This window comes from Paracoccus sp. (in: a-proteobacteria) (assembly GCF_030536915.1).
GTDB lineage: Bacteria > Pseudomonadota > Alphaproteobacteria > Rhodobacterales > Rhodobacteraceae > Paracoccus.
Map to the genome: position 1 here is coordinate 8,054 of NZ_JAUNPC010000026.1, position 21,387 is coordinate 29,440.

General features: G+C 69.0%; 22 protein-coding genes and 1 pseudogene. 10 read left to right on the forward strand and 13 right to left on the reverse strand.

The window, feature by feature from the left end; translation table 11 throughout:
• Window positions 1-62: 62 nt before the first annotated feature.
• The 6 genes and pseudogenes from Q4F04_RS06655 to Q4F04_RS06680 all read right to left on the reverse strand — a co-directional run bounded on the left by Q4F04_RS06655 (window position 63) and on the right by Q4F04_RS06680 (window position 4,908).
• Complete coding sequence (locus Q4F04_RS06655) at window positions 63-695, reverse strand: DUF4142 domain-containing protein (RefSeq protein ID WP_303369053.1); 633 nt, start codon at window positions 693-695, stop codon at window positions 63-65.
• An 89-nt stretch (window positions 696-784) separates the two neighbouring features.
• Window positions 785-1,639 (reverse strand): ferredoxin--NADP reductase, encoded by an 855-nt coding sequence (locus Q4F04_RS06660; RefSeq protein ID WP_303369054.1) that lies wholly within the window; start codon window positions 1,637-1,639, stop codon window positions 785-787.
• Between the two features lie 42 nt (window positions 1,640-1,681).
• Window positions 1,682-2,143 (reverse strand): DUF934 domain-containing protein, encoded by a 462-nt coding sequence (locus tag Q4F04_RS06665; RefSeq protein ID WP_368660705.1) that lies wholly within the window; start codon window positions 2,141-2,143, stop codon window positions 1,682-1,684.
• Between the two features lie 66 nt (window positions 2,144-2,209).
• Window positions 2,210-2,932 (reverse strand): annotated as a pseudogene (locus Q4F04_RS06670) (phosphoadenylyl-sulfate reductase); the annotation flags it as partial.
• Window positions 2,925-4,589: a nitrite/sulfite reductase gene (locus tag Q4F04_RS06675; RefSeq protein WP_303369055.1), complete on the reverse strand. Its 1,665-nt coding sequence runs from the start codon at window positions 4,587-4,589 to the stop codon at window positions 2,925-2,927. The pseudogene Q4F04_RS06670 and the gene Q4F04_RS06675, both read right to left, overlap by 8 nt.
• Window positions 4,582-4,908 (reverse strand): DUF2849 domain-containing protein, encoded by a 327-nt coding sequence (locus Q4F04_RS06680; RefSeq protein WP_303369056.1) that lies wholly within the window; start codon window positions 4,906-4,908, stop codon window positions 4,582-4,584. Before Q4F04_RS06680 ends, Q4F04_RS06675 begins: the two co-directional genes overlap by 8 nt.
• Window positions 4,909-5,029: 121 nt before the next feature.
• Between Q4F04_RS06680 and Q4F04_RS06685 the strand changes: the two genes are divergently transcribed.
• The 3 genes from Q4F04_RS06685 to Q4F04_RS06695 are packed head-to-tail and all read left to right on the forward strand — an operon-like array spanning window position 5,030 to window position 7,786.
• On the forward strand, window positions 5,030-5,518 hold the full coding sequence (locus Q4F04_RS06685; RefSeq protein ID WP_303369057.1) for an Lrp/AsnC family transcriptional regulator: 489 nt from the start codon (window positions 5,030-5,032) through the stop codon (window positions 5,516-5,518).
• Window positions 5,519-5,557: 39 nt separating this feature from the next.
• A complete protein-coding gene (locus tag Q4F04_RS06690; protein ID WP_303369058.1) occupies window positions 5,558-6,262 on the forward strand; it encodes a phosphatidylcholine/phosphatidylserine synthase in 705 nt (234 codons plus the stop codon).
• 57 nt (window positions 6,263-6,319) lie between these two features.
• Window positions 6,320-7,786 carry an ABC transporter substrate-binding protein gene (locus Q4F04_RS06695; RefSeq protein WP_303369059.1) on the forward strand — a complete coding sequence of 489 codons (1,467 nt, stop codon included), beginning with the start codon at window positions 6,320-6,322 and terminating at the stop codon, window positions 7,784-7,786.
• Window positions 7,787-7,875: 89 nt separating this feature from the next.
• Here Q4F04_RS06695 and Q4F04_RS06700 read toward each other — a convergent pair whose 3' ends face one another.
• From Q4F04_RS06700 to Q4F04_RS06710, 3 genes are all read right to left on the reverse strand, one after another.
• Complete coding sequence (locus Q4F04_RS06700; RefSeq protein WP_303369060.1) at window positions 7,876-8,973, reverse strand: lytic transglycosylase domain-containing protein; 1,098 nt, start codon at window positions 8,971-8,973, stop codon at window positions 7,876-7,878.
• Window positions 8,974-9,063: 90 nt separating this feature from the next.
• Window positions 9,064-9,765, reverse strand: coding sequence for a hypothetical protein (locus tag Q4F04_RS06705; RefSeq protein WP_303369061.1), 702 nt, complete (start codon window positions 9,763-9,765; stop codon window positions 9,064-9,066).
• A gap of 133 nt (window positions 9,766-9,898) precedes the next feature.
• The gene (locus Q4F04_RS06710) at window positions 9,899-10,762 is read right to left on the reverse strand and encodes a L,D-transpeptidase (RefSeq protein WP_303369062.1); all 864 of its coding nucleotides are present in this window, start codon (window positions 10,760-10,762) and stop codon (window positions 9,899-9,901) included.
• 334 nt (window positions 10,763-11,096) lie between these two features.
• Here Q4F04_RS06710 and Q4F04_RS06715 point away from each other — a divergent pair, with 334 nt between their 5' ends.
• The gene (locus Q4F04_RS06715) at window positions 11,097-11,378 is read left to right on the forward strand and encodes a GlsB/YeaQ/YmgE family stress response membrane protein (protein ID WP_303369063.1); all 282 of its coding nucleotides are present in this window, start codon (window positions 11,097-11,099) and stop codon (window positions 11,376-11,378) included.
• 80 nt (window positions 11,379-11,458) lie between these two features.
• On the opposite strand, the gene Q4F04_RS06720 is transcribed toward Q4F04_RS06715, so the two are convergent.
• Window positions 11,459-11,833: a hypothetical protein gene (locus Q4F04_RS06720; RefSeq protein ID WP_303369064.1), complete on the reverse strand. Its 375-nt coding sequence runs from the start codon at window positions 11,831-11,833 to the stop codon at window positions 11,459-11,461.
• A 129-nt stretch (window positions 11,834-11,962) separates the two neighbouring features.
• On the opposite strand from Q4F04_RS06720, the gene Q4F04_RS06725 reads away from it, so the two are divergent.
• The 5 genes from Q4F04_RS06725 (at window position 11,963) to Q4F04_RS06745 (ending at window position 17,506) form a co-directional block, all read left to right on the forward strand.
• Window positions 11,963-13,591: an MFS transporter gene (locus Q4F04_RS06725; RefSeq protein WP_303369065.1), complete on the forward strand. Its 1,629-nt coding sequence runs from the start codon at window positions 11,963-11,965 to the stop codon at window positions 13,589-13,591.
• A gap of 22 nt (window positions 13,592-13,613) precedes the next feature.
• On the forward strand, window positions 13,614-14,552 hold the full coding sequence (locus tag Q4F04_RS06730; protein ID WP_303369066.1) for an ABC transporter permease: 939 nt from the start codon (window positions 13,614-13,616) through the stop codon (window positions 14,550-14,552).
• Complete coding sequence (locus tag Q4F04_RS06735; RefSeq protein WP_303369067.1) at window positions 14,549-15,379, forward strand: ABC transporter permease; 831 nt, start codon at window positions 14,549-14,551, stop codon at window positions 15,377-15,379. The genes Q4F04_RS06730 and Q4F04_RS06735 overlap by 4 nt, the downstream gene beginning before the upstream one ends.
• On the forward strand, window positions 15,376-16,947 hold the full coding sequence (locus Q4F04_RS06740) for an ABC transporter ATP-binding protein (RefSeq protein ID WP_303369068.1): 1,572 nt from the start codon (window positions 15,376-15,378) through the stop codon (window positions 16,945-16,947). Before Q4F04_RS06735 ends, Q4F04_RS06740 begins: the two co-directional genes overlap by 4 nt.
• A 217-nt stretch (window positions 16,948-17,164) precedes the next feature.
• Entirely contained in the window at window positions 17,165-17,506 is a 342-nt protein-coding gene (locus Q4F04_RS06745; RefSeq protein WP_303369069.1) for a zf-TFIIB domain-containing protein, read from the forward strand.
• 110 nt (window positions 17,507-17,616) lie between these two features.
• Here the strand turns inward: Q4F04_RS06745 and Q4F04_RS06750 are convergent, their stop codons facing one another.
• The gene (locus Q4F04_RS06750; RefSeq protein WP_303369070.1) at window positions 17,617-18,585 is read right to left on the reverse strand and encodes an L-malyl-CoA/beta-methylmalyl-CoA lyase; all 969 of its coding nucleotides are present in this window, start codon (window positions 18,583-18,585) and stop codon (window positions 17,617-17,619) included.
• Window positions 18,586-18,738: 153 nt separating this feature from the next.
• Here Q4F04_RS06750 and Q4F04_RS06755 point away from each other — a divergent pair, with 153 nt between their 5' ends.
• Window positions 18,739-19,599 (forward strand): D-amino-acid transaminase, encoded by an 861-nt coding sequence (locus tag Q4F04_RS06755; protein WP_303369071.1) that lies wholly within the window; start codon window positions 18,739-18,741, stop codon window positions 19,597-19,599.
• A 61-nt stretch (window positions 19,600-19,660) separates the two neighbouring features.
• Here Q4F04_RS06755 and Q4F04_RS06760 read toward each other — a convergent pair whose 3' ends face one another.
• Window positions 19,661-20,563, reverse strand: a complete 903-nt coding sequence (locus tag Q4F04_RS06760) for a calcium-binding protein (RefSeq protein ID WP_303369072.1) — start codon at window positions 20,561-20,563, stop codon at window positions 19,661-19,663.
• A 40-nt stretch (window positions 20,564-20,603) separates the two neighbouring features.
• Window positions 20,604-21,386, reverse strand: coding sequence for an amino acid ABC transporter ATP-binding protein (locus Q4F04_RS06765; protein WP_303369073.1), 783 nt, complete (start codon window positions 21,384-21,386; stop codon window positions 20,604-20,606).
• Window position 21,387 lies beyond the last annotated feature (1 nt).

The following is a 21,387-nucleotide window of genomic DNA, read 5'->3' on the forward strand; positions in this document are numbered from 1 at the left end:
CGCAACAGACCCGCCCCCCAACCCTGCGGTTGCGGCGCCCCCAGGTCAAGGCCGTGACAGCCTCAGTTGGCCATCATGCCCTGAGCTTGCTCAAGATGGGCATTCAGCGCCGGCAGGGTCTTTTCGGCGAAAGCGCGCAGGTCGGGATCGCTGCCGTTCTGGGCCTCGGCCTGGAACATCATGATCGTTTCCTCATGCGCCTGCACCTGGTGCTGCATGTAGGTCTGGTCGAAGCTGCCGCCCTCGGCGGCCTGCACGGCGGACATATGCTCGGCCGGCGGTCCGGCGATCTCGGTCGGCACGGTCAGGCTCTTGCCTTCTGCGATGGCCTTCAGTTCCTCGTTCGCGGCGGAGTGATCGGCGATCATCATCCGGGCGAATTCCTGCACGGCGGGCGTCTGGCTGCGTTCCAGCGCCAGTTCGCTCGACTGGACCTCGAACATGCCGCCGCTGGCGGCGTTGTTCACGAACTCCTGCGGGGCCATGGCGGGCATGGCGGCGGCCGCGCCGTCAGCGGCCGGCGCGGTGGTGGTGGTCGTAGTGCCGTCCGCGGCCGTGGTCGTCGTCGTCGCAGCCGCCGTCCCGCTGTCGGGCGCGGCCGCCGTGCTGCCGTCGGTCGACGGGGTCGAGGACTGGGACGCGGCCATGCCGACGCTGGCGAGGCTGAAGGCGGTGATCAGAAGCAGCTTCTTCATGGGGTCTCCTCCGAGGGCGCGAAAATCTGCCTCGGATGAACACCCCGAAAGAAACGAAGGTTCTGCCCCTCCAACAAAAGTTGCCGAGATCAGACGCCCTCGCCGACGAAGGCCTTTTCCACCACGAACTCGCGCGGCTCGCTGTTGGCGCCCTCGTGCAGGCCGAAGCCTTCCAGCACCGCCTTGACGTCCACGTTGAAGGCGAGGCTGCCGCAGACCATCGCCCGATCCTCGGCCGGGTTCATCGCCGGCAGCCCGAGGTCGGCGAAGACCTTGCCGCTGGTCAGGTTGTCGGTGATCCGGCCCATGTGCGGGTAATCCTCGCGCGTGGTGGTCGGATAATACAGCAGCCGGTCGGCAAAGCTGCTGCCGTAAAGCTCGGTCAGCAGCTCGTCGTGGCGCAGGTTCTCGACCAGCTCGCGGCCGTATTCCAGCTCGTCCGCGGTGCGGCAGGTGTGCATCATCACGACCTGCTCGTAGCGCTCGAAGGTTTCGGGGTCGCGCATGAGGCTGGCGAAGGGAGCGATGCCGGTGCCGGTCGCCAGGAACCACAGCCGCTTGCCGGGCAGCAAAGCGTCCAAGACCAGCGTCCCCACGGGTTTCGGCCGCAGGATGATCTGGTCGCCGGGCTTGATGTGCTGCAGGCGCGAGGTCAGCGGGCCCTCGGGCACCTTGATCGAGTAGAACTCAAGCTCCTCGTCCCAGTTGGGCGAGGCGATGGAATAGGCGCGCAGGATCGGCTTGCCGTTGTCGCCGGGCAGGCCGATCATCACGAACTCGCCCGAACGGAAGCGCAGCGAGGCGGGCCGGGTCACGCGGAAGGAAAACAGCCAGTCCGTCCAGTGCCGGACCGCCGTGACGGTCTGCGCATCCGGCAGGATGTTCGCGGTCGATTTGGGCTGGGTGGCAAGGGGCGCGTCGGCCAAGGGAATATCCAGGGTCATTTCGGGTGTCCGCAATAATCTAGGGCGTGGGGCGGGCGGAGACTAGCCTGCAAGCCGCGACCTGTGGTCCCACTCGCGCCAGTCGGCACGGGCGAGCCACTGGTCCGCCGGCTGCCGCTTGGCGAGGGCGGCGGGGATCTGCACCTCGTCGATGCCGACGCGGCGGGCCATCGCATACTGGTCGGCGATCAGGCTGCCGGTCGCCCGGATGCGGCCCCTGTAGCCCAGTTCCCGCAGCAGCCGCGCGAGCGTGAAGCCGCGCCCGTCGGTCATCGCCGGGAACTCGACCGCGATCATCGCGGCGTTCAGGTGATCGGCCAGCGTGTCGGGATCGGTATCCGAGGGCAGGCTGACGTCGGGCTGCCCTTCCAGCGGATGAAAGCCATCGTCGCGGACCAGCACCGGCGCGTCTGCCGGGGCTTCGGCAGAGAGTGAGGCTTGGGTCTGCTCGGCGGTGGTCATCTCTTGGTCCTTGCTTGCGGGGGGGCTTTCCTCGGCGGGCATGACTACGTGCAGATGGGCGGCGGGGGCAACCCGCGCAAGTTCCGGCTCGGGCTCGGGTTCAGGCGCGACGGGGCCGCGCACGATCCTGCCGCCGATGAAATGGATACCGCATTCCGTCTTGGCCGAGCCGCGCCAGCGGCCCGAGCGGGGGTCCTCGCCTTCCTTCACGGGCGAGGTGCAGGGGGCGCAGCCGATGGACGGATAGCCCCTGGCCACCAGCGGATGCCGGGGCAGCGCGTTTTCATCCATGTAGTCCACGATGTCCTGCGGGCGCCAATGCGCCAGCGGGTTCACCCGCAGCCGTAGCGGAGGCTCGGGTTCGAAGAAGTCCAGCTCCTTCCGCTCGCCGCCTTGGAACCGCTTGCGCCCCGTGATCCAGGCGTCGAACTGCGACAGCGCCCGTTCCAGCGGCACGACCTTGCGGACATTGCAGCAGGAATCCGTGTCGCGCTGGTGCAGCGTGCCGTCGGGGTCCACCGCCGCGATCTCGTCCTCCGAGGCGCGGATCACGCGGATGTCGGTCAGGGGCAGGCGCCCGGCGATCTCGCGCTGATAGTCCAGCGTTTCGGGAAACAGCATCTCGGTGTCGATGAACAGCACCGGCGTGTCGGGCGATGCCACCGACAGCATGTGCAGCAGCACGACCGATTCCGCCCCGAAGGAGGACACCAGCGCCACCCGGCCAAGGTCGGGGTCCGAGAGCGCATGGCGCAGCACCTGCACCGCCGCGTGGTTGCGGTAGCGCGCGTTCAGCGTGGCCGCGCGGCTGTCGAGGTTCGCGTCAAGCATGGCTGGCCTCGGCCGGATACAGCGCCGCCTTGAAGGGCGCAGGCCCCAGCCGCCGCAGGGCGTCGATGAAGCGTTCCTCGGGCGTTTCCCGGACTTCCAGATAGGCGTCGATCAGGCGGCCGATGGCGGGCACGACCTGGTCATAGGGGAAGCCCGCCCCTGCTCGCTCGCCGATGGCGGGCATCTCGTAGCCGTCGCCGCCCAGCGTGATCTGGTAGTTCTCGACCCCCGCCCGGTCCAGCCCGAGGATGCCCACGTGCCCAAGATGGTGATGGCCGCAGGCGTTGATGCAGCCCGAGATGCGAACGTCGAACTTGCCGATCTCGTCGTCGAGGTCGCGGGCGCGGACATACTCCGCCAGCTCCTGCGCGATCGGGACCGAGCGCGCGGTCGCCAGCGTGCAGAAGTCCATGCCGGGGCAGGAGATGATGTCGGTGATATGCCCCGCATTGGCCGTGGCCAGCCCGGCCTCGCGCAAGCTGGCGTAAAGCGCGGGCAGTTCCGACTTGGGCACATGCGGCAGGACGATGTTCTGGTCATGCGCGATGCGGATGTCGCCATGGGCATGACGCTCGGCCAGTTCCGCGATCAGGCGCATCTGCGCGGACGTGCAGTCGCCCGGAATCGCGCCGGGCGCCTTCAGCGTCACGGTGACGCTGGCATAGCCGGGGGTGCGATGTTCCGACAGGTTGGTGTCGATCCAGGACCGGAAGGCCCCATTCGCGGCAAGCGCGGCCTGATAGGCGCTGTCGTCCACCTCGCGGAAGACGGGTGCGGCGAAGCGGTCGCGCAGGCGGGCCAGCAGGTCCTCGTCATGGCCCTGGAAGACGGCGCGGCGGCGCTGGAACTCTTCCTCGATCTCCTCGCGCAAGACGTCCAGCCCCCGCTCGGCCACGGTGATCTTCAGCCGCGCCTTGTACTTGTTGTCGCGCCGGCCGCTGAGGTTGTAGGCGGCCAGAATCCCCTCGACGTAGGGCAGCAGGTCCTCGGCGGGCAGGAATTCGCGCACGACCTTGCCGATCAGGGGCGTGCGGCCCAGACCCCCGCCGATCCAGACCTGAAAACCCAGCTTGCCGTCTTGGCGGCGCAAGCGCAACCCGATGTCATGGGCGGCGATCACCGCGCGGTCGCGCTTGCCGCCCGAGATGGCGATCTTGAACTTGCGCGGCAGGAACTGGAACTCGGCATGGTCGGTGGACCAGAAGCGCAGAAGCTCGGCCCAGGGGCGCGGGTCCTCGATCTCGTCGGCGGCGGCCCCGGCGAAGGCGTCGGTCGTCACGTTGCGGACGGTGTTGCCCGAGGTCTGGATCGCGTGCAGCCCCACGTCGGCCAGCGCGTCCAGCATGTCGGGGATGTCCACCAGCTTGGCCCAGTTGAACTGGATGTTCTGCCGCGTGGTGAAATGGCCGTAGCCGCGGTCCCAGCGGTCGGCAATGTCGGCCAGCCCGCGCATCTGCGTCGGGCTGATTGTGCCGTAGGGGATCGCGACCCGCAGCATGTAGGCGTGCAGCTGCAGATAGACGCCGTTCATCAGGCGCAGGGGGCGGAACTCGTCCTCGGTCAGGCTGCCGTCCAGCCGCCGCGCGACTTGGGCGCGGAACTGGGCCGCGCGGTGCTGCAGATAGGCGCGGCCGTCGTCGTTGGTGGCGTCAAGCATGGGCAGCCTCGGAAATGGCGGTGGCGTTGGTCTCGACCGAGGGGCCTTTCTGGCGGAAGGCCTCGCGGAAATGGACGGGAATCGGCAGGCCGGCCTCATCGCGGCCCGATTCGACCAGATAGGGCGCGACCACGAGATCGGGCTGCGCCTGCGCGGCCAGCAGCGCGGTTTCGGCGGTCGCGGCATCCTCGTAAAGCGTGGCGGCGCGCGGGTCCGTGGTCCAGCCTTCGGCCGACATCCAGACGGACAGCCCGTCCAGCAGGTTGTTGGCGGTCAGCACGGCGGGCGTGCGGGGCGAGGGAACGAAGGTCTTGGACATGGGCGCAGCCTTGGTAATGCAGCCCTTAAAATAGGAAAAATATGTTGCCAAAGGCCAGAGCGCGGGGGAAATAAGGACAGTCTCACTGGCAAGAGGCGGAACAACCGGGAAGATTGTCCTGATGGCCGTGAAAACGCAGACTCTGGTCCGGCTTGACGAACTGGACCGCAAGATACTGTCCCTGCTGCAGCAGGACGCCAGCCTGCCGCTGGAGGAGATCGCCACCCGCGTCGGCGCGTCGCGCACGCCGGTCTGGAACCGCATCCGGCGGATGCGCGAGCAGGGCGTGATCCGCGCGCAGGTCGCCCTGCTGGATGCCGAGGCGCTGGGGCTGGAAGCCTGCTTCTTCGTCCTGATCCGCACCACGGAACATGACGCCGAATGGGCGGGGCGCTTCATGGCCGCCGTCCGTGCCCGCCCCGAGGTGATCGAGGCGCACCGGCTGGCGGGCGACATCGACTATATCCTAAAGGTCGTGGTCCGGAACGCGCGGGCCTATGACCGCTTCTACCAGTCGCTGATTTCCGAGGTCCGCATCCAGAACGTGACCGCCCTTCTGTCGATGGAGGAGATGAAGGCGACTTCGGCCCTGCCGATTCCGCCCGCGTGATCCGGTTGCATGACCCGCCGCCCGGTGCCACAAAGCCCCATGATCTTGCGTCTCAAGGCCTTTTCGGTCCATCTTCTCACGGCTACCGGGGCCATCTGGGCAATCCTGGCGATGCTGGCCGCGGCGGACGGGAAATGGTCCGCCATGTTCGTCTGGCTGGTCGTGGCGATGGTGGTGGACGGCGTGGACGGCCCGCTGGCCCGCCGGTACGGGGTAAAGGCCAACTGGCCCACCCATGACGGCGTGGTGATGGACCTGATGGTCGATTACCTGACCTGGATCTTCATTCCCGCCTTCGCGCTGTTCCAGTCGGGACTGCTGCCGGGCTGGACCGGCTGGGTCTGCACCATCGCCATCGTCTACGGCTCGATCCTCTACATGGCCGACACCCGGATGAAGACCCGGGACAACAGCTTTGCCGGCTTCCCGGCCTGCTGGAACATGGTGGTGCTGGTGCTGTTCGCGCTGAAACCGTCCTACTGGGTAATCTTGGCGGTGGTGATCCTGCTGACGGCGGCGATGTTCATCCCGGTCAAGTTCATCCACCCCGTCCGCACGGCGCGCTGGCGGGCAGTGTCGCTGCCGATGATGGCGGCCTGGGTGGTCTTTGCCATCTGGGCCATCGCTGTCGGCTTCCACCCGCAAAGCTGGGCGCTGTGGGGGCTGGTCGTCAGCTCGGTCTGGCTGCTTCTGGCCGGACCCCTGCAGCAGGTGATCCCGCCGCGCAAGCGCCTGCGCGCTTGATCGGGGGGCGGCCGCGCCCCTACTGTCCGGGCCACGCTTCGTCACAGGGGAACGCTCATGCTCGACCGCCTGCTGCCCGCCGCCCTTGCCCTGATCGCCGCGCCGGCGCTGGCCGCGACCGACACCATCCGGCTGGGCATGGTGCTGGAGCCGCCGGGGCTGGACCCGACCGCCAATGCTGCCGCCGCCATCGACGAGGTGGTCTATGCCAACCTCTTCGAGGGGCTGACCCGCTTTGCCCCCGACGGCACGGTCGTCCCCGGCCTCGCCTCGGAATGGGAAGCCAGCGAGAACGGGACGGTCTATGAATTCAGGCTGCGGCAGGGCGTCACCTTTCATGACGGCGCGGCGTTCGACGCCTCGGACGTGGTCTTCTCGCTCGACCGGGCGCGGGGCGAGGATTCGACCAATGCCCAGAAGCAGCTCTTCGCGGGGATCACCGGGGTCGAGGCGGTGGCGCCCAACCTGGTGCGGGTGACGCTGGACGGGCCGGACGGCAGCTTTCCGTGGAAGATGGCCTGGGGCGACGCGGTGATCCTGGACCCGGCCTCGGCCGCGCAGGCCGCGACCGCGCCGGTCGGCACCGGGCCGTTCCGCCTCGGCGAATGGACGCAGGGCGACCACATCACGCTGGAAGCGTTCGACGGCTACTGGGGCGACAAGCCCGCGCTACGCTCGGCCACCTTCCGCTTCATCCCGGACCCGACGGCGGCCTTCGCGGCGATGATGGCGGGCGACGTGGACGCATTCCCGATCTATCCTGCCCCGGAAACCCTGCCCCAGCTTGCGGCCGATCCCCGCTTCAGGGTGATCGTCGGCACCACCGAGGGCGAGACGATCCTGTCCATGAACAACCGCCATGCGCCCCTGAACGACGCGCGGGTCCGCAAGGCCATCGCGCTGGCCATCGACCGGCAGGCCATCATCGACGGGGCGATGTTCGGCCACGGCATCCCCATCGGCAGCCATTTCGCGCCGCATCACCCCGATCATGTGGACCTGCTGGACCGCTCGCCCCATGACCCGGACCGCGCCCGCGAACTGCTGGCCGAGGCGGGGGTCTCGGGGCTGACCCTGCGGCTGGCGCTGCCGCCCCCGCCCTATGCCCGCCGGGGCGGAGAGATCGTGGCCGCGCAGTTGCGCGCGGTCGGGATCGAGACGCGGATCACCAACATGGAATGGGCGCAATGGCTGGAAACGGTCTTCCGGGGCGCCGATTTCGACCTGACCATCATCAGCCATGTCGAGCCCATGGACATCGATATCTACGCCCGCGAAGGCTATTACATCGGCTATGACAACCCGGCCTACCACGACGTGATCGGCCGCTTCACCGCCTCGACCGATCCGGCCGAACGCAGCGCCCTGCTGAAACAGGCGCAGGAGATGCTGGCCGAGGACAACCCCGCCGCCTTCCTGTTCCAGCTTGTCAAGACCGGCGTCGCGGATGCGCGGATCGAGGGGTTGTGGCAGAACGCGCCCACGCCCGCAAATGACCTGACAAAGGTGCGCTGGATCGAGTGAGGTGGGGCGGATGGTGCGTGCAAAGCACGCACCCTACGAGTTCGGAAACGGATGGGCCGTAGGGTGCGTGGTTTCCACGCACCTCCCCCTCAGTTCTTCAGCACGATGCAGCGGCCGCCGAGCGCGCGGAACTGGCTGCAGAAGGCATTGGCCTCGTTGCGCGAGGAATAGCCGACCTGCGCCGTGTAGACCCGCTTGCCGCTGCCCGACATGGTCTTGCGGACCGTGGTGATCCGCTTGCCGCCCAGGATCGGGCGCAGCCTGCTGTTCAGCCGCTCGACATGCTGCTGCACGCCCGACTGCCGGGGATGCGAGGCAAGGATCACGCCCCAGGGGAAGCTGCGCTGGGGGGCCGAGAACTCCTTGAGCGTCCGGTTCGCGGCCAGTTGCACGCAGGCGTCGCCAAAGGGCTTGTCCTTGTCCAGCCGCACGTCGATCTGCGCCGGCGGGTCGTCGCGCCATTTCCAGGCGTTGAAGCCGGTGATCGCCTCGACATAGTCCCGCGTCTCGTAGGGCAGGGAATCGCTGCCCTTGGAAAAACTCGAGGCCCGCCCCTCGCCGCCGTTATAGGCCACGGCGGCCAGCCCCATGTTGCCGAAGCCGTCGATCAGATGGCGCAGATAGTCGGCCGAGGCATGGATGGCCTTGGCCGGGTTCATCGGGTCGTCCAGCTTGCGGATGCGCGCCGTTCCCGGCATGAACTGGGCGATGCCCAACGCGCCCGCGGGAGATACCGCCTCGGGCTCGAACAGGCTTTCCTTCCAGAGCAGCCGGGCGAGGAAGTTGGGGTCCAGGCGGTTCTCGCCCGCGGCCTTCTCGATCGTGGAACAGACATCGGCGACATAGGTCGCGACGGCGATGCAGCTGCGCCCGTCCGCCGTGCAGCGGCGGTCTTTTGTGTCAGGTGCAGGCATGGGCGGACCGATCAGGGCCACGGGGTCGGTCAGCGGCGGCACGTCGGGGCTTTCGGCCGGGGCGGCGGGCACCGCGGCGGCGGCGGCATCAGGCACCGGGCTGTCCGACAGGACCGGCGCATCAGAGGCGACGGTGTCCGTGGCGGCATCGGACAGCGGCGCCTGCGCATCGGCCGCCGCGATCACCGTCACGGCAGCGGCGGGCGCATCCTCGGCAAGAACGGGGGCTGCGGCCAGAGCCGCGATCACGACAAGCTGGAAACAGCGGCGCACGGGTCTTTCCTCTGCAATCGACAAGCCACCGGATAGCAAGAGCGCGCGCGCCTGTGAACCTTTGACGGAAGCCGGCGCCGCGGCGAAAGGCTAGGCCGTCGTCCCCTCGGGCTTGCCGCTGCCCTTCTTCGCCTTTCGTTCGGCCTTCTCGGCCTCCCTGCCAGCCTTCTTCTCGGCCTTGCGGGCGGCTTTCAACTCGGCCTTCTCGGCTTCCTTGACGCGCTTGCGCTCGGCCTTCTCGGCCTCCTTGCGGGCCTTCTTCTCGGCCTTGTCCTCCTTGGAGGGCTTCGGCCGGGCGGCGGCCTCGCGGCGCGGGGGGGTCAGCGGCACCGGGGCGGATGCGGCGGGATCAGCGGCGGCGCTGTCGGGGCCGGCCTGCGGCACCGGGGCGGGGATGGATTCGCCAGCCTTCACCCGGCCGGGTTTCTGCGGCTTGCGCGGACCGGGGCGACCGGCGCGCACGCCCGGCGCCCGTGCCGGACGCGCCACCTTCGGCGCCGGGGTGGCTTCCGCAGCCGCCGGCTGTTCCGGCGGGTCATCCCCCGACCCGGCCTCGCTGCGGCGGCGGACCTCGGCCCGCACCCGCCGCAGCGCGCCGCCAAGCTGCCGGGCGCCCTGTTCGTCGTCCCGGTCGCGGGCGGCATCGCGGGCTTCCTCGATCCGCCGGGCCAGGGACTTCAGCGTGCGGTCGGCGTGCTTTTCCAGGGCCGGGGGGCGGCTTTTCCCGACAAGACCTTCATCGGCCGAGGCCTCGTCATCGCCGCTTGCTTCCGGGGTCGGGGTCTTGGCCATGGTCATCCTCGCGCAGGGGAAAGGCGGTCGCCGCAATTGTCTGTTTTGGCGGCAGGTTCCCGCAAGATCCCGGACAGCGCAACAGGAAAAGCCCGGCGCAGGGGCCGGGCTTTGCCTCAAATTCCGCCAACTCTCAGAAGCGGCGGCGCGGGACGGCGCTTTCGACCAGGGGTGCGGCAGGCGGCGCGACCGGCTGGGCGGCCACCGCAACGGGCTGGGAAGCCACAACCACGGGCTGAGGGGCAACGGTTACGGGCTGGACGACGGCGGCGACGGACTGCGCCGGTTCCAGATAGCCGTCGGGGGTCTGGCGCAGCGGGCCTTCCAGCGCCCGCGATTCGGCCTCGGTGCGGACCTTGACGGTCGTGCCCATCGGGATGCGGTCGTACAGGTCCATGATGTCCTGGTTGAACAGCCGGATGCAGCCCGCCGAAGTCGCCTTGCCGACAGACGAGGGGTCCATGGTCCCGTGGATGCGGTACATGGTGTCGCGGCTGCCTTCGTAGAGATACAGCGCCCGCGACCCCAGCGGGTTGCCGACGCCGCCCGGCACGCCGCCCCGGAACTGGGCGTAAAGCTCGGGCTCGGTCGCGACCATGTTCGCGGTCGGCGTCCAGGACGGCCACTGTGCCTTGCGCCGGATGGTCGCGGTGCCGGCGTAGCCGACGCCCGCGCGGCCGACGGCGATGCCGACGCGGGTGGCCATGCCGCCATCCTCGACCAGATAAAGGAAACGCGCATAGGGATCGACCACGACCGTGCCGGGCGCCTCGGGACCGTTATAGGGGACGACGGTCCGCACGTTGCGCTCGCGCAGGTAGGCGGGCTTGATCGCCGGGATGTCCAGCGGCTCGCCGTTGGGGCCGCGGTCGACGCGCGCCTGATAGGCCTGGGGAACGAAGTTGCTGGTGTCAGGGGCCTGCGCGGCCCGGTTGTCGGGGCCACAGGCGGCAAGGCCTAGGGCACATGCCAGCAGCGCGGCAGAGGCGAGACGCATCAAGGGTTTCCTTCACGCATGACCGCGCACGGGATGCCCCGCGGCGGCCGGAGGTTGGCAGGGTGGACGGCACGAATCCCGGCAAGAGGCCGCAAGCCGGTCCGATCGGTCCATAGGTCTGAGTTCATGCCCATACGTCAAGAAACGCCGGGGAGTCGCCACCTGTCTGTGGCATATTTGCCGCGCCCGCGATCTTTTGATCACGCCGTGATCCGTGGCCGACATGGCACAGCGCAGCAGCCGCCCGTCCTGCCCCGGAACCCCGCGGCCGGATCGACGTTCGGGGGACATCCGGCGGCTGCACCAGCCCCGCCGCATCTGGAAAGGGAACAACATGGGCTTCATCGTCGCCATCATCATCGGCGCCATCGCCGGCTGGCTTGCCGGCAAGATCGTCAAGGGCCACGGCCAGGGCGCCCTGATGAACATCGTGGTGGGCGTCCTGGGCGCCGTCCTCGCAAGCTGGCTGTTCCCGACGCTGGGCTGGAACCTCGGGGCAGGTCCGGCCACGGGCGCCACCGTCCGCGGCACGAGCTTCTTCGGCTCGATCGTGTTCTCGACCATCGGCGCGGTGATCCTGCTGGTGATCGTCTCGCTCTTCACCGGCCGCCGCTGAGCGCGCGGCCGTCCGGCGGCCAGGCTCCTCCCCCGAAGGCCGCCGTTTCGGACCCCCGCCCCTTTCCGGGCGGGGGTCTTTCATGCTTCCGCGATCTGGCGCGCGATGTCGGCGGATATCGAGATCAGCCGCCGGGGCCGCCTGGTCCGCCGCAGCCTTTCCAGCGCATCGGCCGGAACATCATCCTCGTGGCCCAGCGCACAGTCGTCAGGCAGCAGGGCCGCGGCCTCGGCCCATGTCCCGGCCGGGTGCCCCGGTCGTACCAGCCGCGCCTCGCGCGCCGTGACGACCAGCAGGCAGGGCGCGTCCCCTTCCCCGATCCCCCCGTAATGGGCAAGGCTCGGCTGAGAGGACAGGATCACCGTGTCCAGCCCGCGCCCGTCCATGATCGCCCGCAATGCAAGCTGGCGCCCGGCAAGGCGGTCAGGCGCGGGCATGGGGCGCGGATCGGTCATGAGGGCATCCTCGGGTCACGGCAGCGCCCGCAGCATGGCGGCGGAACCGTCGCCGTCAAGCCGCGCTTCCCTGCCTGACAGGCCCCCCGCCCGATTGCCCTTCCCGCCGCCGTCGCTAATGTGACCCCGATGTCCCGCCCTTCCGCCCTTGCCCCGTTCCGTCACAAGGCGTTCCGTACCCTCTGGGCGGCGACGCTGGTGTCGAACTTCGGCGGGCTGGTGCAGGCGGTGGGCGCGGCTTGGATGATGACGCAACTGACCGACAGCGCCACGCTGGTGGCGCTGGTGCAGGCCTCGAACACCCTGCCGATCATGCTGTTCGCGCTGCTGTCGGGCGCGCTGGCCGACATCTTCGAGCGCAAGAGGCTGCTGCTGATCGCGCTGGGGGTCATGTCCAGCGTGTCGCTGTTCCTGGCGGTGGTGGCGAATAACGGCTGGCTCGACCCCTACAGCCTGCTGGCGCTGACCTTCCTGATCGGGTTGGGGCAGGCGCTCTACAACCCGCCCTGGCAGGCAAGCATGGGCGACCTGGTCCCGCGCGCGGACCTGCCGGCGGCGGTCACGCTGAATTCGGTCGGCTTCAACCTGATGCGCTCGGTCGGGCCGGCGGCGGGCGGGCTGATCGTCGCCGCCTTTGGCGCGGCCGCGGCCTTTGCCGTCAACGCCTTCAGCTACGTCCCGCTGCTGTTCGCGCTGATCCGCTGGAAGCCGCCGCCCCGCGTCCGCAACGCCCCGCCCGAGCCGCTGGCCCCGGCCATCGCCGCCGGCCTGCGCTATGTCGCCTTGTCGCCGAACCTGATGCGGGTGCTGGCGCGGGGCGCGCTGTTCGGCTTTTCGGCGGTGGCGATCCTTGCGCTTCTGCCCCTGATCGCGACCGGGCATCCCGAGGGCGGCTCGCTGACCCTCGGCCTGCTGCTGGGCTGCTACGGCCTGGGCGCGATCCTCGGGGCTGCCTCGAACAGCCGCGTGCGCGAGCGGATGAACAACGAGAACGTGGTCCGCGTGGCCTTCATGGGCTTCGCGCTCTCCTGCCTGCTGATCGCGTCCACCGACAACGTCTACCTGCAGGGGCTGGCGCTGCTGCCGGCGGGCGCGTCCTGGGTGCTGGCGCTGTCGCTGTTCAACGTGACGGTGCAATTGTCCACGCCCCGCTGGGTCGTGGCCCGGGCGCTGGCGCTTTACCAGACCGCGACCTTCGGGGGGATGGCGGCGGGAAGCTGGCTCTGGGGGATGCTGGCGGACATGCAGGGCGTCGATGCGGCGCTGGCCTGGGCCGCGGGGCTGCTGATCTTCGGCGCGGTGATCGGGCACTGGTTCAGCCAGCCCGAGTTCGGCAAGCTCGACCTCGACCCCGCCGGGCAGTTCCGCAAGCCGCAGCTTGCGCTGGACCTGCGCGGGCGGTCGGGGCCGATCGTGGTCATGGTCGACTATCTCATCCACCCCGAGGACACGCCCGAGTTCCTGCGCCTGATGGCCCGCCGCCGCGCGATCCGCCGCCGCGACGGGGCGCGCAACTGGGCCCTGCTGCGCGACCTGGAAAACCCGCGCGTCTGGTCGGAAAGCTATCACCTCGCCACCTGGGACGATTACGTCCGCCACAACCTGCGCCGCACCAAGTCCGACAACGAGGTGACGGTGGCCCTGCGCGCCCTGCACCGCGGACAAGGCGACCCCCGCGTCCACCGCATGATCGAGCGCCACAGCATCACCCCCGGGGACCCGCCGCTCTTGGGCAAGATCGAGGTGCCGGGCTCATGAACCCGGCCGGGGCAGGCCGCGCATGAGGCTGCTTGCGCGGCGCATCACCTCGCTGGCCCTAGCGCTGGTCGCCGCCTCGGCGGTGATCTTCGCGGTGGTGGACCTCGTGCCGGGCGATCCGGCGGTCTTCGTCCTCGGCACCGGCGCGCAGCCTGAAACCATCGCGGCCCTGCGCGAGCAGCTTGGCCTGAACCTGCCCTGGCCGGTGCGCTACGCGCAATGGCTGGGGGGCGTGCTGACGGGGGATCTGGGCACCAGCCTCGCCTACAAGACGCCGGTGGCGGGGATGATCCTCGACCGGGTGCAGGTCTCGCTGCCGCTGGCGGCGCTGGCGCTGGCGCTGGCTGTGGCGTTTGCGCTGCCGGTGGGCATGCTGGCGGCGGGGCGGCGCGGGAAACCTGCTGACGCCATGGCGATGGGGGCCGCGCAGATCGGGATCGCCCTGCCGAACTTCTGGTTCGCGATGCTGCTGGTGCTGGTCTTCGCCGTGAAGCTGCGCTGGCTGCCGGCGGGGGGCTTTCCCGGCTGGTCCGATCCCCCCGCGGCATTGCGCGCCCTGATCCTGCCAGCCGTGGCGCTGGCGCTGCCGCAGGCGGCGATCCTCGCCCGGGTGCTGCGGTCCGCGCTGATCGAGACGCTTTCGCAGGACTATATCCGCAGCGCGCGGGCCAAGGGCCTCAGCCGCGGGCAGGTCATGCGCCGCCATGCGCTGCGCAACGCCCTGATCCCGGTGCTGACGATCCTGGGGATGCAGTTTTCCTTCCTGCTGGCGGGCGCGATCATCATCGAGAACGTCTTCTACCTGCCCGGCCTCGGGCGGCTGATCTTCCAGGCGATCACCCAGCGGGACCTGGTGGTGGTGCAGTCGGCGGTGCTGGTGCTGGTGGCGGCGGTGATCCTTGTGACCTTCCTTGTCGATCTGGCCTATGCCGCCGTGGACCCGAGGCTGCGCGGGCGATGAGCGTCCTTGTCCACCGGCTGGGCCTGAGCCTGGGCGCGGCGCTGGCAGGGCTGGCGCTGGCCTTGGCGCTGGTCTCGCTGGTCTGGACGCCCTTCGACGTGACCGGGGTCGATGTGGCGAACCGCCTGCGCCCGCCCGGCGGCCCCCATCTTCTGGGCACCGACCACCTGGGCCGCGACCTGCTGTCGATGGTGATGATCGGGGCGCGGACCTCGCTGGCCGTGGCGCTGGTGGCGGTCGGGATCGGCGCCGGGATCGGCGTGCCGCTGGGGCTGGTGGCCGCAGCTTCGCGCGGGGGTTGGCTGGACGAGGCGATCATGCGCGGCAATGACCTGATCTTCGCCTTTCCGGCGCTGGTGACGGCGATCCTGATCACCGCCGCGCTGGGGCCATCGGCGGGGAATGCCATGCTCGCCATCGGCATCTTCAACATCCCCGTCTTCGCCCGCGTGACCCGAGGGGGGGCCCTGCCCTTGTGGACGCTCGACTACATCCGCGCGGCCGAGGTTGCGGGCAAGGGACCGGCGCGGATCAGCGTGGAACATATCCTGCCGAACCTCGCGAGCCTGCTGATCGTGCAGGGGACGATCCAGTTCGCGCTGGGGATACTGGCGGAAGCCGGGCTCTCCTACGTCGGCCTTGGCGCGCAGCCGCCGACGCCAAGCTGGGGGCGGATGCTGGCCGAGGCGCAGACGATGGTGACGATCGCCCCCCATGTCGCGATCGTGCCGGGGCTGGCGATCCTGCTGACGGTGCTGGGGCTGAACCTGCTGGGCGACGGCTTGCGCGACGCGCTGGACCCGAGGCTCAAGGCGCGGCTGACATGATCGCGCTGAAGAACCTGTGCATCACCATCGCCGGACGGGAGGTGGTGACGGACGTGACCCTGCCGCTGGAGGCAGGCAAGGTCACGGGGCTGGTCGGCGAAAGCGGCTCGGGCAAGTCGATGACGGCGCTGGCGGCCATCGGGCTGCTGCCCGAGGGCGCGCAGACGGGCGGGCGGGTGGATCTGGCCGGGCGCAACCTGCTCGACCTGCCGGAACGGGCGATGGACGCGCTGCGGGGCCGCCGCATCGCCATGATCTTCCAGGAGCCGATGACGGCGCTGAACCCGCTGATGACCATCGGCGAGCAGGTGGCCGAAAGCTTCCGCCGCCTGGGCCGGGCCGAGGCGCTGGCCCGCGCCCGCGAAAGGCTGGACCGCGTGGGCCTGCCCGCCGCCCGCTTTCCCATGGGGCTTTACCCGCACCAACTGTCGGGCGGCCAGCGCCAGCGCGTTGCCATCGCCATGGCCATCGCCGAGGCCCCCGACCTGCTGATCGCCGACGAGCCGACCACCGCGCTGGATGTGACCACGCAGGCGCAGATCCTGAACCTGCTGCGCGGGCTGGTGCGGGACGAGGGCATGGCGCTACTGCTCATCACCCATGACCTTGCGGTCGTCTCGGGCATCGCCGACCGCGTGGCGGTGATGCAGCAGGGCCGGATCGTGGAGGCCGGGGCCACGGCCGAGGTCTTCCGCTCGCGCCGCCACCCCTATACCCGCGCGCTGTTCGCTGCGGCCAGCCATGTTCCCGCCGAGACAGGGGCGCGGGTGCAAGGCCCGCCGATCCTGCAGGTCGAGGGCGCGCTGCGCGAATATCGCCTGCCCCGCACGGCACTTTTCGCCCCGCGTCCCGTTCTGCGGGCAGTGGAGGGCGTCAGCCTGACCATCGCGCAAGGCGAATCGGTCGGGCTGGTGGGCGAATCGGGCTGCGGGAAATCGACGCTCGCCCGCGCGGTCATGGGGCTGGATGCCCTGCAGGGCGGCCGGGTCCGGCTGGGGGGCGCGGCGGTCGGGCCGGGGATGCCCAAGGCGCAACGGGCGCAGGTGCAGGCGGTGTTCCAGGACCCGTTTTCCAGCTTCGACCCGCGCTGGACGGTGGACCGGCTGGTGGCCGAGCCTTTCCACCTGACGGGCCGCCCGGCCGACTGGCGCGACCGCGTGGCCGCGGCGCTGGCCGAGGTAGGCATCGAGCCGGATGCCATGCGCCGTCATATCCACGAATTCTCGGGCGGCCAGCGCCAGCGCATCGCCATCGCGCGCGCGCTCATCATCCAGCCCCGCCTGATCGTGCTGGACGAAGCGGTCAGCGCGCTGGACGTGCAGGTGCGCGCCCGGGTGCTGGACCTGCTCGCGCGGCTGCGGCAGCGGCATGGGCTGTCCTGGCTGTTCATCAGCCACGACCTGTCGGTGGTGCGCGCGATCACTGACCGGGTGCTGGTGATGGACCAGGGCCGCGTGGTCGAGGAAGGCCCGACCGGGCGCATCTTGTCCGCCCCTCGCCATCCCGTGACCCGCAGGCTGGTCGCGGCGACCCCGGTGATCCCGGCGGGATGGCAGACCGCGACATAAGAGCTTGCCGCAAGGCTGCCTGGGGGATTGATCCCTCGGGCCTTTCAACCCCTGCCGTAGCCTTCCCGGCTGAACACAGTGCGGCCGGCTGTTCCCCGAAGCCCACCTGCCCGGATCTTTCAACCCGAAAGCAATCACCCGGACGTGTTGCTGCCTGCCCATTGCGTTCAGCCTCGCGCCGCTTACTTCAAAAGGCAGGGACCAGAGGAGACCTCGGATGAAATGCCCGGTGGATGGCGAGACGCTGGTGATGTCCGATCGCAGCGGTGTCGAGATCGATTATTGCCCCAGATGCCGCGGCGTCTGGCTGGATCGCGGGGAACTGGACAAGATCATCGACCGCGCCGCCATGTCGATGCCTCCTCTACCCCCTGTCGGCCAGCCCACTGCGGCCCCCGATCTGCAGGGATCGCCGCAATCCGGCCATGAGCGGCAGGACAGCCATCGCTCCGAGGAGCGTGATCGGCGGCGGGATCATGATGATTACGACGACGATCATCGTCATGGCCGCAAACCCAAACGCCGCGAATCCTTCTTGGGCGACCTGTTCGATTTCTGACAACCTCGGCAGCCCGTCCAAACAGAGACAGGCCCCGCATGGGACGGGGCCTGTCGCTCCTCCCCCGAAGACGGCTGGCCTCCCCGCCGAGCCGTCCGGGTCCGTTTGCGTCAGCGTTGTGCCTCGGCAGTGATCAGTTCTGCCTGGCGCACGATCACTTGTGCCTGACGAATTGACGCGATGTCAACCAGTCTACCTTTGTATACCGCGGCGCCGGCACCGGATTTCTGCGCGTCCTCCATGGCTGCGAGGATCTCGCGCGCCTCGGTCACGGCCTTTTCTGAAGGCGAGAAGATCTCGTTGGCCAGCGCGACCTGGGTGGGGTGGATCGCCCATTTGCCGACCATGCCCAGCGTGGCCGAGCGCAGCGCCTGGGCGCGGAAACCCTCCTGGTCGCTGAAATCGCCATAAGGGCCGTCCACCGGCAGCACCCCATGGGTCCGGCAGGCGGCGACGATCGCGGCCTGCGCCCAGTGCCACGGGTCGGCCCAGTATTTCTGGCCCTCATGGGCCATGTAGTAGTTTTCCTGCGTCCCGCCGATGCCGGTCGTGGCCATGCCCATGCTGGCCGCGAAATCGGCGGCGCCCAGGCTCATCGCCTGCAGGCGGGGGCTGGCGGCGGCGATCTCCGCGACATGGGTGATGCCGGCGGCCGATTCGATGATGACCTCGAAGCCCAGCGGCTTCTGGCGGTTCTTGGCGCGTTCCACCGCCGTCACCAGCGCGTCCACCGCATAGATGTCGGCGGCATTGCCGACCTTGGGGATCATGATCGAATCCAGCCGGTCGGAGGCCTGTTCCAGCAGGTCCACCACGTCGCGGTACCAGTAGGGCGTGTCCAGTCCGTTGATGCGCACCGACAGGGTCTTGTTGCCCCAGTCCACGTCGCCGATCGCCTGGATCACGTTCTTCCGCGCCCGGTCCTTGTCATCCGGGGCGACCGAATCCTCAAGGTCGAGGTTGATGACATCGGCCCCCGAAGCCGCCATCTTCTCGAAAAGCTGGGTGCGCGAGCCGGGGCCGAAGAGCTGGCAGCGGTTCAGACGGGCAGGCGCAGCGGGTTGCAGCCGGAAGGACATGAGACCTCGTGCAATGATGTTTCGTGGCGTGTTGCAGGCGTGATAGATTGTTGCCGCAGTTGCAGCAAGCCTTTCTGCGGATGCACGGGGAAGGTGCATTGAACGCATCCGCGCATTGGCGCACAACCGATCCGCCACATTCCGGAGAACACGATGTCCCGCACCGTCCTTGTCAATGGCCGCTACCTGCCCGAGGAACAGGCCACCGTCTCGATCTTCGACCGCGGCTTCCTGATGGCCGACGGCGTCTACGAGGTCGTCAGCGTGCTGGACGGCAGGCTTCTGGACTTTGACGGTCATATGAAACGGCTGGCGCGTTCGCTGGCTGAACTGGGGATCACCCCGCCGATGACCGACGCGGAATGGCTGGAAGCGCACCGGCGGCTGGTCACGGAAAACGGCATCGCCGAAGGGCTGGTCTATCTGCAGGTGACGCGCGGCAATCCGGGCGACCGCGACTTCGCCTATCCGCCGGAAGGCACCGCACCCACGGTCGTGATGTTCACCCAGTCCAAGCCCGGCCTTGCCGCCAATCCGCAGGCGGAAACCGGGCTGCGCGTCTGCACGGTCCCCGACCTGCGCTGGTCGCGCCGCGACATCAAGACGGTGCAGCTGCTTTACCCCTCGATGGCCAAGATGGAAGCGAAGGCACGCGGCTGCGACGACGCCTGGATGGTCGAGGACGGCTTCGTGACCGAGGGCACCTCGAACAACGTCTATATCGTCAAGGACGGCACCATCGTCACCCGCCAGCTTTCGACCGACATCCTGCACGGCATCACCCGCGCCGCGGTGCTGCGGCTGGCCGCCGAGGCGCAGCTTGGGGTCGAGGAACGCAGCTTCACCGTGGATGAGGCCAAGGCGGCGGACGAGGCCTTCATCACCTCGGCCTCGGCCTTCGTGATGCCGGTGGTGGACCTGGACGGCGCGGCCATCGGGGACGGCAAGCCCGGCCCCGTGGCGCGCCGGATGCGGGAAATCTACCTGGACGAGATGCGCCGCACGGCGGTCTGAAACAGGGACGGCCCGCCGATGCGGCGGGCCGTCGTTCCTGCCAAGGGCGCAGGCCCATGTCCTAGTTTGCCGGTCCCACAGCAGATCCCGGACCTGAACCCGCGGGACCGCCGACGACGGCACCCGTGGCGGCGCCGGCCGCGCTGCCCGATGCCTTCAGCTCGATCTCGTCCACCGCCGCGGCGTCGGTGTCCTTGAGGATCGCCAGAACATCGCCGTCCACGACCAGATGGGCGTCCGCGCCCGACTGCACCACCCGGACCTCGGGCGGATCATCCCCGGTGCCCTCGTAGTTCACGGTGATCCGGTCCGCCGATCCATAGGCGATGGTCGAGGCGCCCAGGCCCGCCGTCAGCAGATAGTCGTCGCGGCCGTCGCCCCCTTCGGCGTAATCGCCGTCCCCGAGCCAGATCGTGTCGCTGCCCTTGTCGCCGTAGTAGAAGTCGGGATCGCCGTCCAGAATGTCATCGGCGCCGATGAGGTCATCGCCCTCGCCACCCCGGATCGTGTCCGAGCCGGGACCGCCGTTCAGCACGTCGTCGTCATTGTCGTCATCGCCCGGCAGGATCAGGTCGTCGCCCCCGCCCGCATGGATGGTGTCCTTGCCGCTGCCGCCCTCGATGGTGTCGTCGCCGTCATCGGCGGTGCTGCCGCGCTCGCCATAAAGATCGTCGCCCCTGCCCAGGAAGACGCGGTCGTCCCCGGCATCGGCGATGACCGTGTCATCGCCCAGCCCCCCGTAGATCCAGTCGTCGCCGGCCCCCGCGTCGATGGTGTCGTCGCCCCGGAAGGCGCGGATGATCTCGGCCCCGCCGGTGCCGGTGAGCGTCTCGGAATCGTCGGTGCCGTCCCGGACGGGAATGTCGGGCAGCTCCTCGCCCTGGTCGAATTCCTCGTCGTCGTCGCTGGACAGAAGGCTGCCGATGGCGGCGACGCCCAGAAGGCCGAGCAGCAGCAGATACATCTGGTTCATTCGATCACCCCCACGCGCGTTGTTTTGTTCCTCAATGCCCCAGAATCTGGCTGAGGAACAGCTTGGTGCGCTCGGATTGCGGATTGTTGAAAAACTCGCGCGGGGTGTTCTCCTCGACGATCTGGCCCTGGTCCATGAAGATCACCCGATGCGCCACGGCCTGGGCAAAGCCCATCTCGTGGGTGACGCAGAGCATGGTCATGCCGCCCTCGGCCAGCTCGATCATGGTGTCCAGCACCTCCTTGATCATCTCGGGGTCAAGGGCGCTGGTCGGCTCGTCGAAGAGCATGATCTTGGGCCTCATGCACAGGGATCGGGCGATGGCCACCCGCTGCTGCTGGCCGCCGGAAAGCTGGCCCGGATACTTGTGCGCCTGGTCGGGGATGCGGACTTCGCGCAGGAAATGCATGGCGATCTCCTCGGCCTCGCGCCGGGGCACCTTGCGGACCCAGATGGGGGCGAGAGTGCAGTTCTCCAGCACGGTCAAATGCGGGAAGAGGTTGAAGTGCTGGAACACCATCCCGACCTCGGACCGGATCTTGTCGATGTTCTTGATGTCGTTGGTAAGCTCCACCCCGTCCACGGTGATGCGGCCGGACTGGTGTTCCTCAAGCTGGTTGATGCAGCGGATCAGCGTCGATTTCCCCGATCCCGACGGCCCGGCGATCACGATCCGCTCGCCCCGCCGCACGGTCAGGTCGATGTCGCGCAGGACATGGAAGGTGCCGTACCACTTGTTCAGACCCTCGATCTGGACGGCGATCTCGGACCCCATTGCGGGGACGGAGCGGGGTTGGGTGTTCAGGTCGGTCATA

What these genes read in the sequence shown, in the direction of transcription:
- Q4F04_RS06655 (WP_303369053.1), bottom strand. Translation starts at nt 695, where the DNA reads ATGAAGAAGCTGCTTCTGATCACCGCCTTCAGCCTCGCCAGCGTCGGC.
- Q4F04_RS06660 (WP_303369054.1), bottom strand. Translation starts at nt 1,639, where the DNA reads ATGACCCTGGATATTCCCTTGGCCGACGCGCCCCTTGCCACCCAGCCC.
- Q4F04_RS06665 (WP_368660705.1), bottom strand. Translation starts at nt 2,143, where the DNA reads ATGCCCGCCGAGGAAAGCCCCCCCGCAAGCAAGGACCAAGAGATGACC.
- Q4F04_RS06675 (WP_303369055.1), bottom strand. Translation starts at nt 4,589, where the DNA reads ATGCTTGACGCCACCAACGACGACGGCCGCGCCTATCTGCAGCACCGC.
- Q4F04_RS06680 (WP_303369056.1), bottom strand. Translation starts at nt 4,908, where the DNA reads ATGTCCAAGACCTTCGTTCCCTCGCCCCGCACGCCCGCCGTGCTGACC.
- Q4F04_RS06685 (WP_303369057.1), top strand. Translation starts at nt 5,030, where the DNA reads ATGGCCGTGAAAACGCAGACTCTGGTCCGGCTTGACGAACTGGACCGC.
- Q4F04_RS06690 (WP_303369058.1), top strand. Translation starts at nt 5,558, where the DNA reads ATGATCTTGCGTCTCAAGGCCTTTTCGGTCCATCTTCTCACGGCTACC.
- Q4F04_RS06695 (WP_303369059.1), top strand. Translation starts at nt 6,320, where the DNA reads ATGCTCGACCGCCTGCTGCCCGCCGCCCTTGCCCTGATCGCCGCGCCG.
- Q4F04_RS06705 (WP_303369061.1), bottom strand. Translation starts at nt 9,765, where the DNA reads ATGGCCAAGACCCCGACCCCGGAAGCAAGCGGCGATGACGAGGCCTCG.
- Q4F04_RS06710 (WP_303369062.1), bottom strand. Translation starts at nt 10,762, where the DNA reads ATGCGTCTCGCCTCTGCCGCGCTGCTGGCATGTGCCCTAGGCCTTGCC.
- Q4F04_RS06715 (WP_303369063.1), top strand. Translation starts at nt 11,097, where the DNA reads ATGGGCTTCATCGTCGCCATCATCATCGGCGCCATCGCCGGCTGGCTT.
- Q4F04_RS06720 (WP_303369064.1), bottom strand. Translation starts at nt 11,833, where the DNA reads ATGACCGATCCGCGCCCCATGCCCGCGCCTGACCGCCTTGCCGGGCGC.
- Q4F04_RS06725 (WP_303369065.1), top strand. Translation starts at nt 11,963, where the DNA reads ATGTCCCGCCCTTCCGCCCTTGCCCCGTTCCGTCACAAGGCGTTCCGT.
- Q4F04_RS06730 (WP_303369066.1), top strand. Translation starts at nt 13,614, where the DNA reads ATGAGGCTGCTTGCGCGGCGCATCACCTCGCTGGCCCTAGCGCTGGTC.
- Q4F04_RS06735 (WP_303369067.1), top strand. Translation starts at nt 14,549, where the DNA reads ATGAGCGTCCTTGTCCACCGGCTGGGCCTGAGCCTGGGCGCGGCGCTG.
- Q4F04_RS06740 (WP_303369068.1), top strand. Translation starts at nt 15,376, where the DNA reads ATGATCGCGCTGAAGAACCTGTGCATCACCATCGCCGGACGGGAGGTG.
- Q4F04_RS06745 (WP_303369069.1), top strand. Translation starts at nt 17,165, where the DNA reads ATGAAATGCCCGGTGGATGGCGAGACGCTGGTGATGTCCGATCGCAGC.
- Q4F04_RS06750 (WP_303369070.1), bottom strand. Translation starts at nt 18,585, where the DNA reads ATGTCCTTCCGGCTGCAACCCGCTGCGCCTGCCCGTCTGAACCGCTGC.
- Q4F04_RS06755 (WP_303369071.1), top strand. Translation starts at nt 18,739, where the DNA reads ATGTCCCGCACCGTCCTTGTCAATGGCCGCTACCTGCCCGAGGAACAG.
- Q4F04_RS06760 (WP_303369072.1), bottom strand. Translation starts at nt 20,563, where the DNA reads ATGTATCTGCTGCTGCTCGGCCTTCTGGGCGTCGCCGCCATCGGCAGC.
- Q4F04_RS06765 (WP_303369073.1), bottom strand. Translation starts at nt 21,386, where the DNA reads ATGACCGACCTGAACACCCAACCCCGCTCCGTCCCCGCAATGGGGTCC.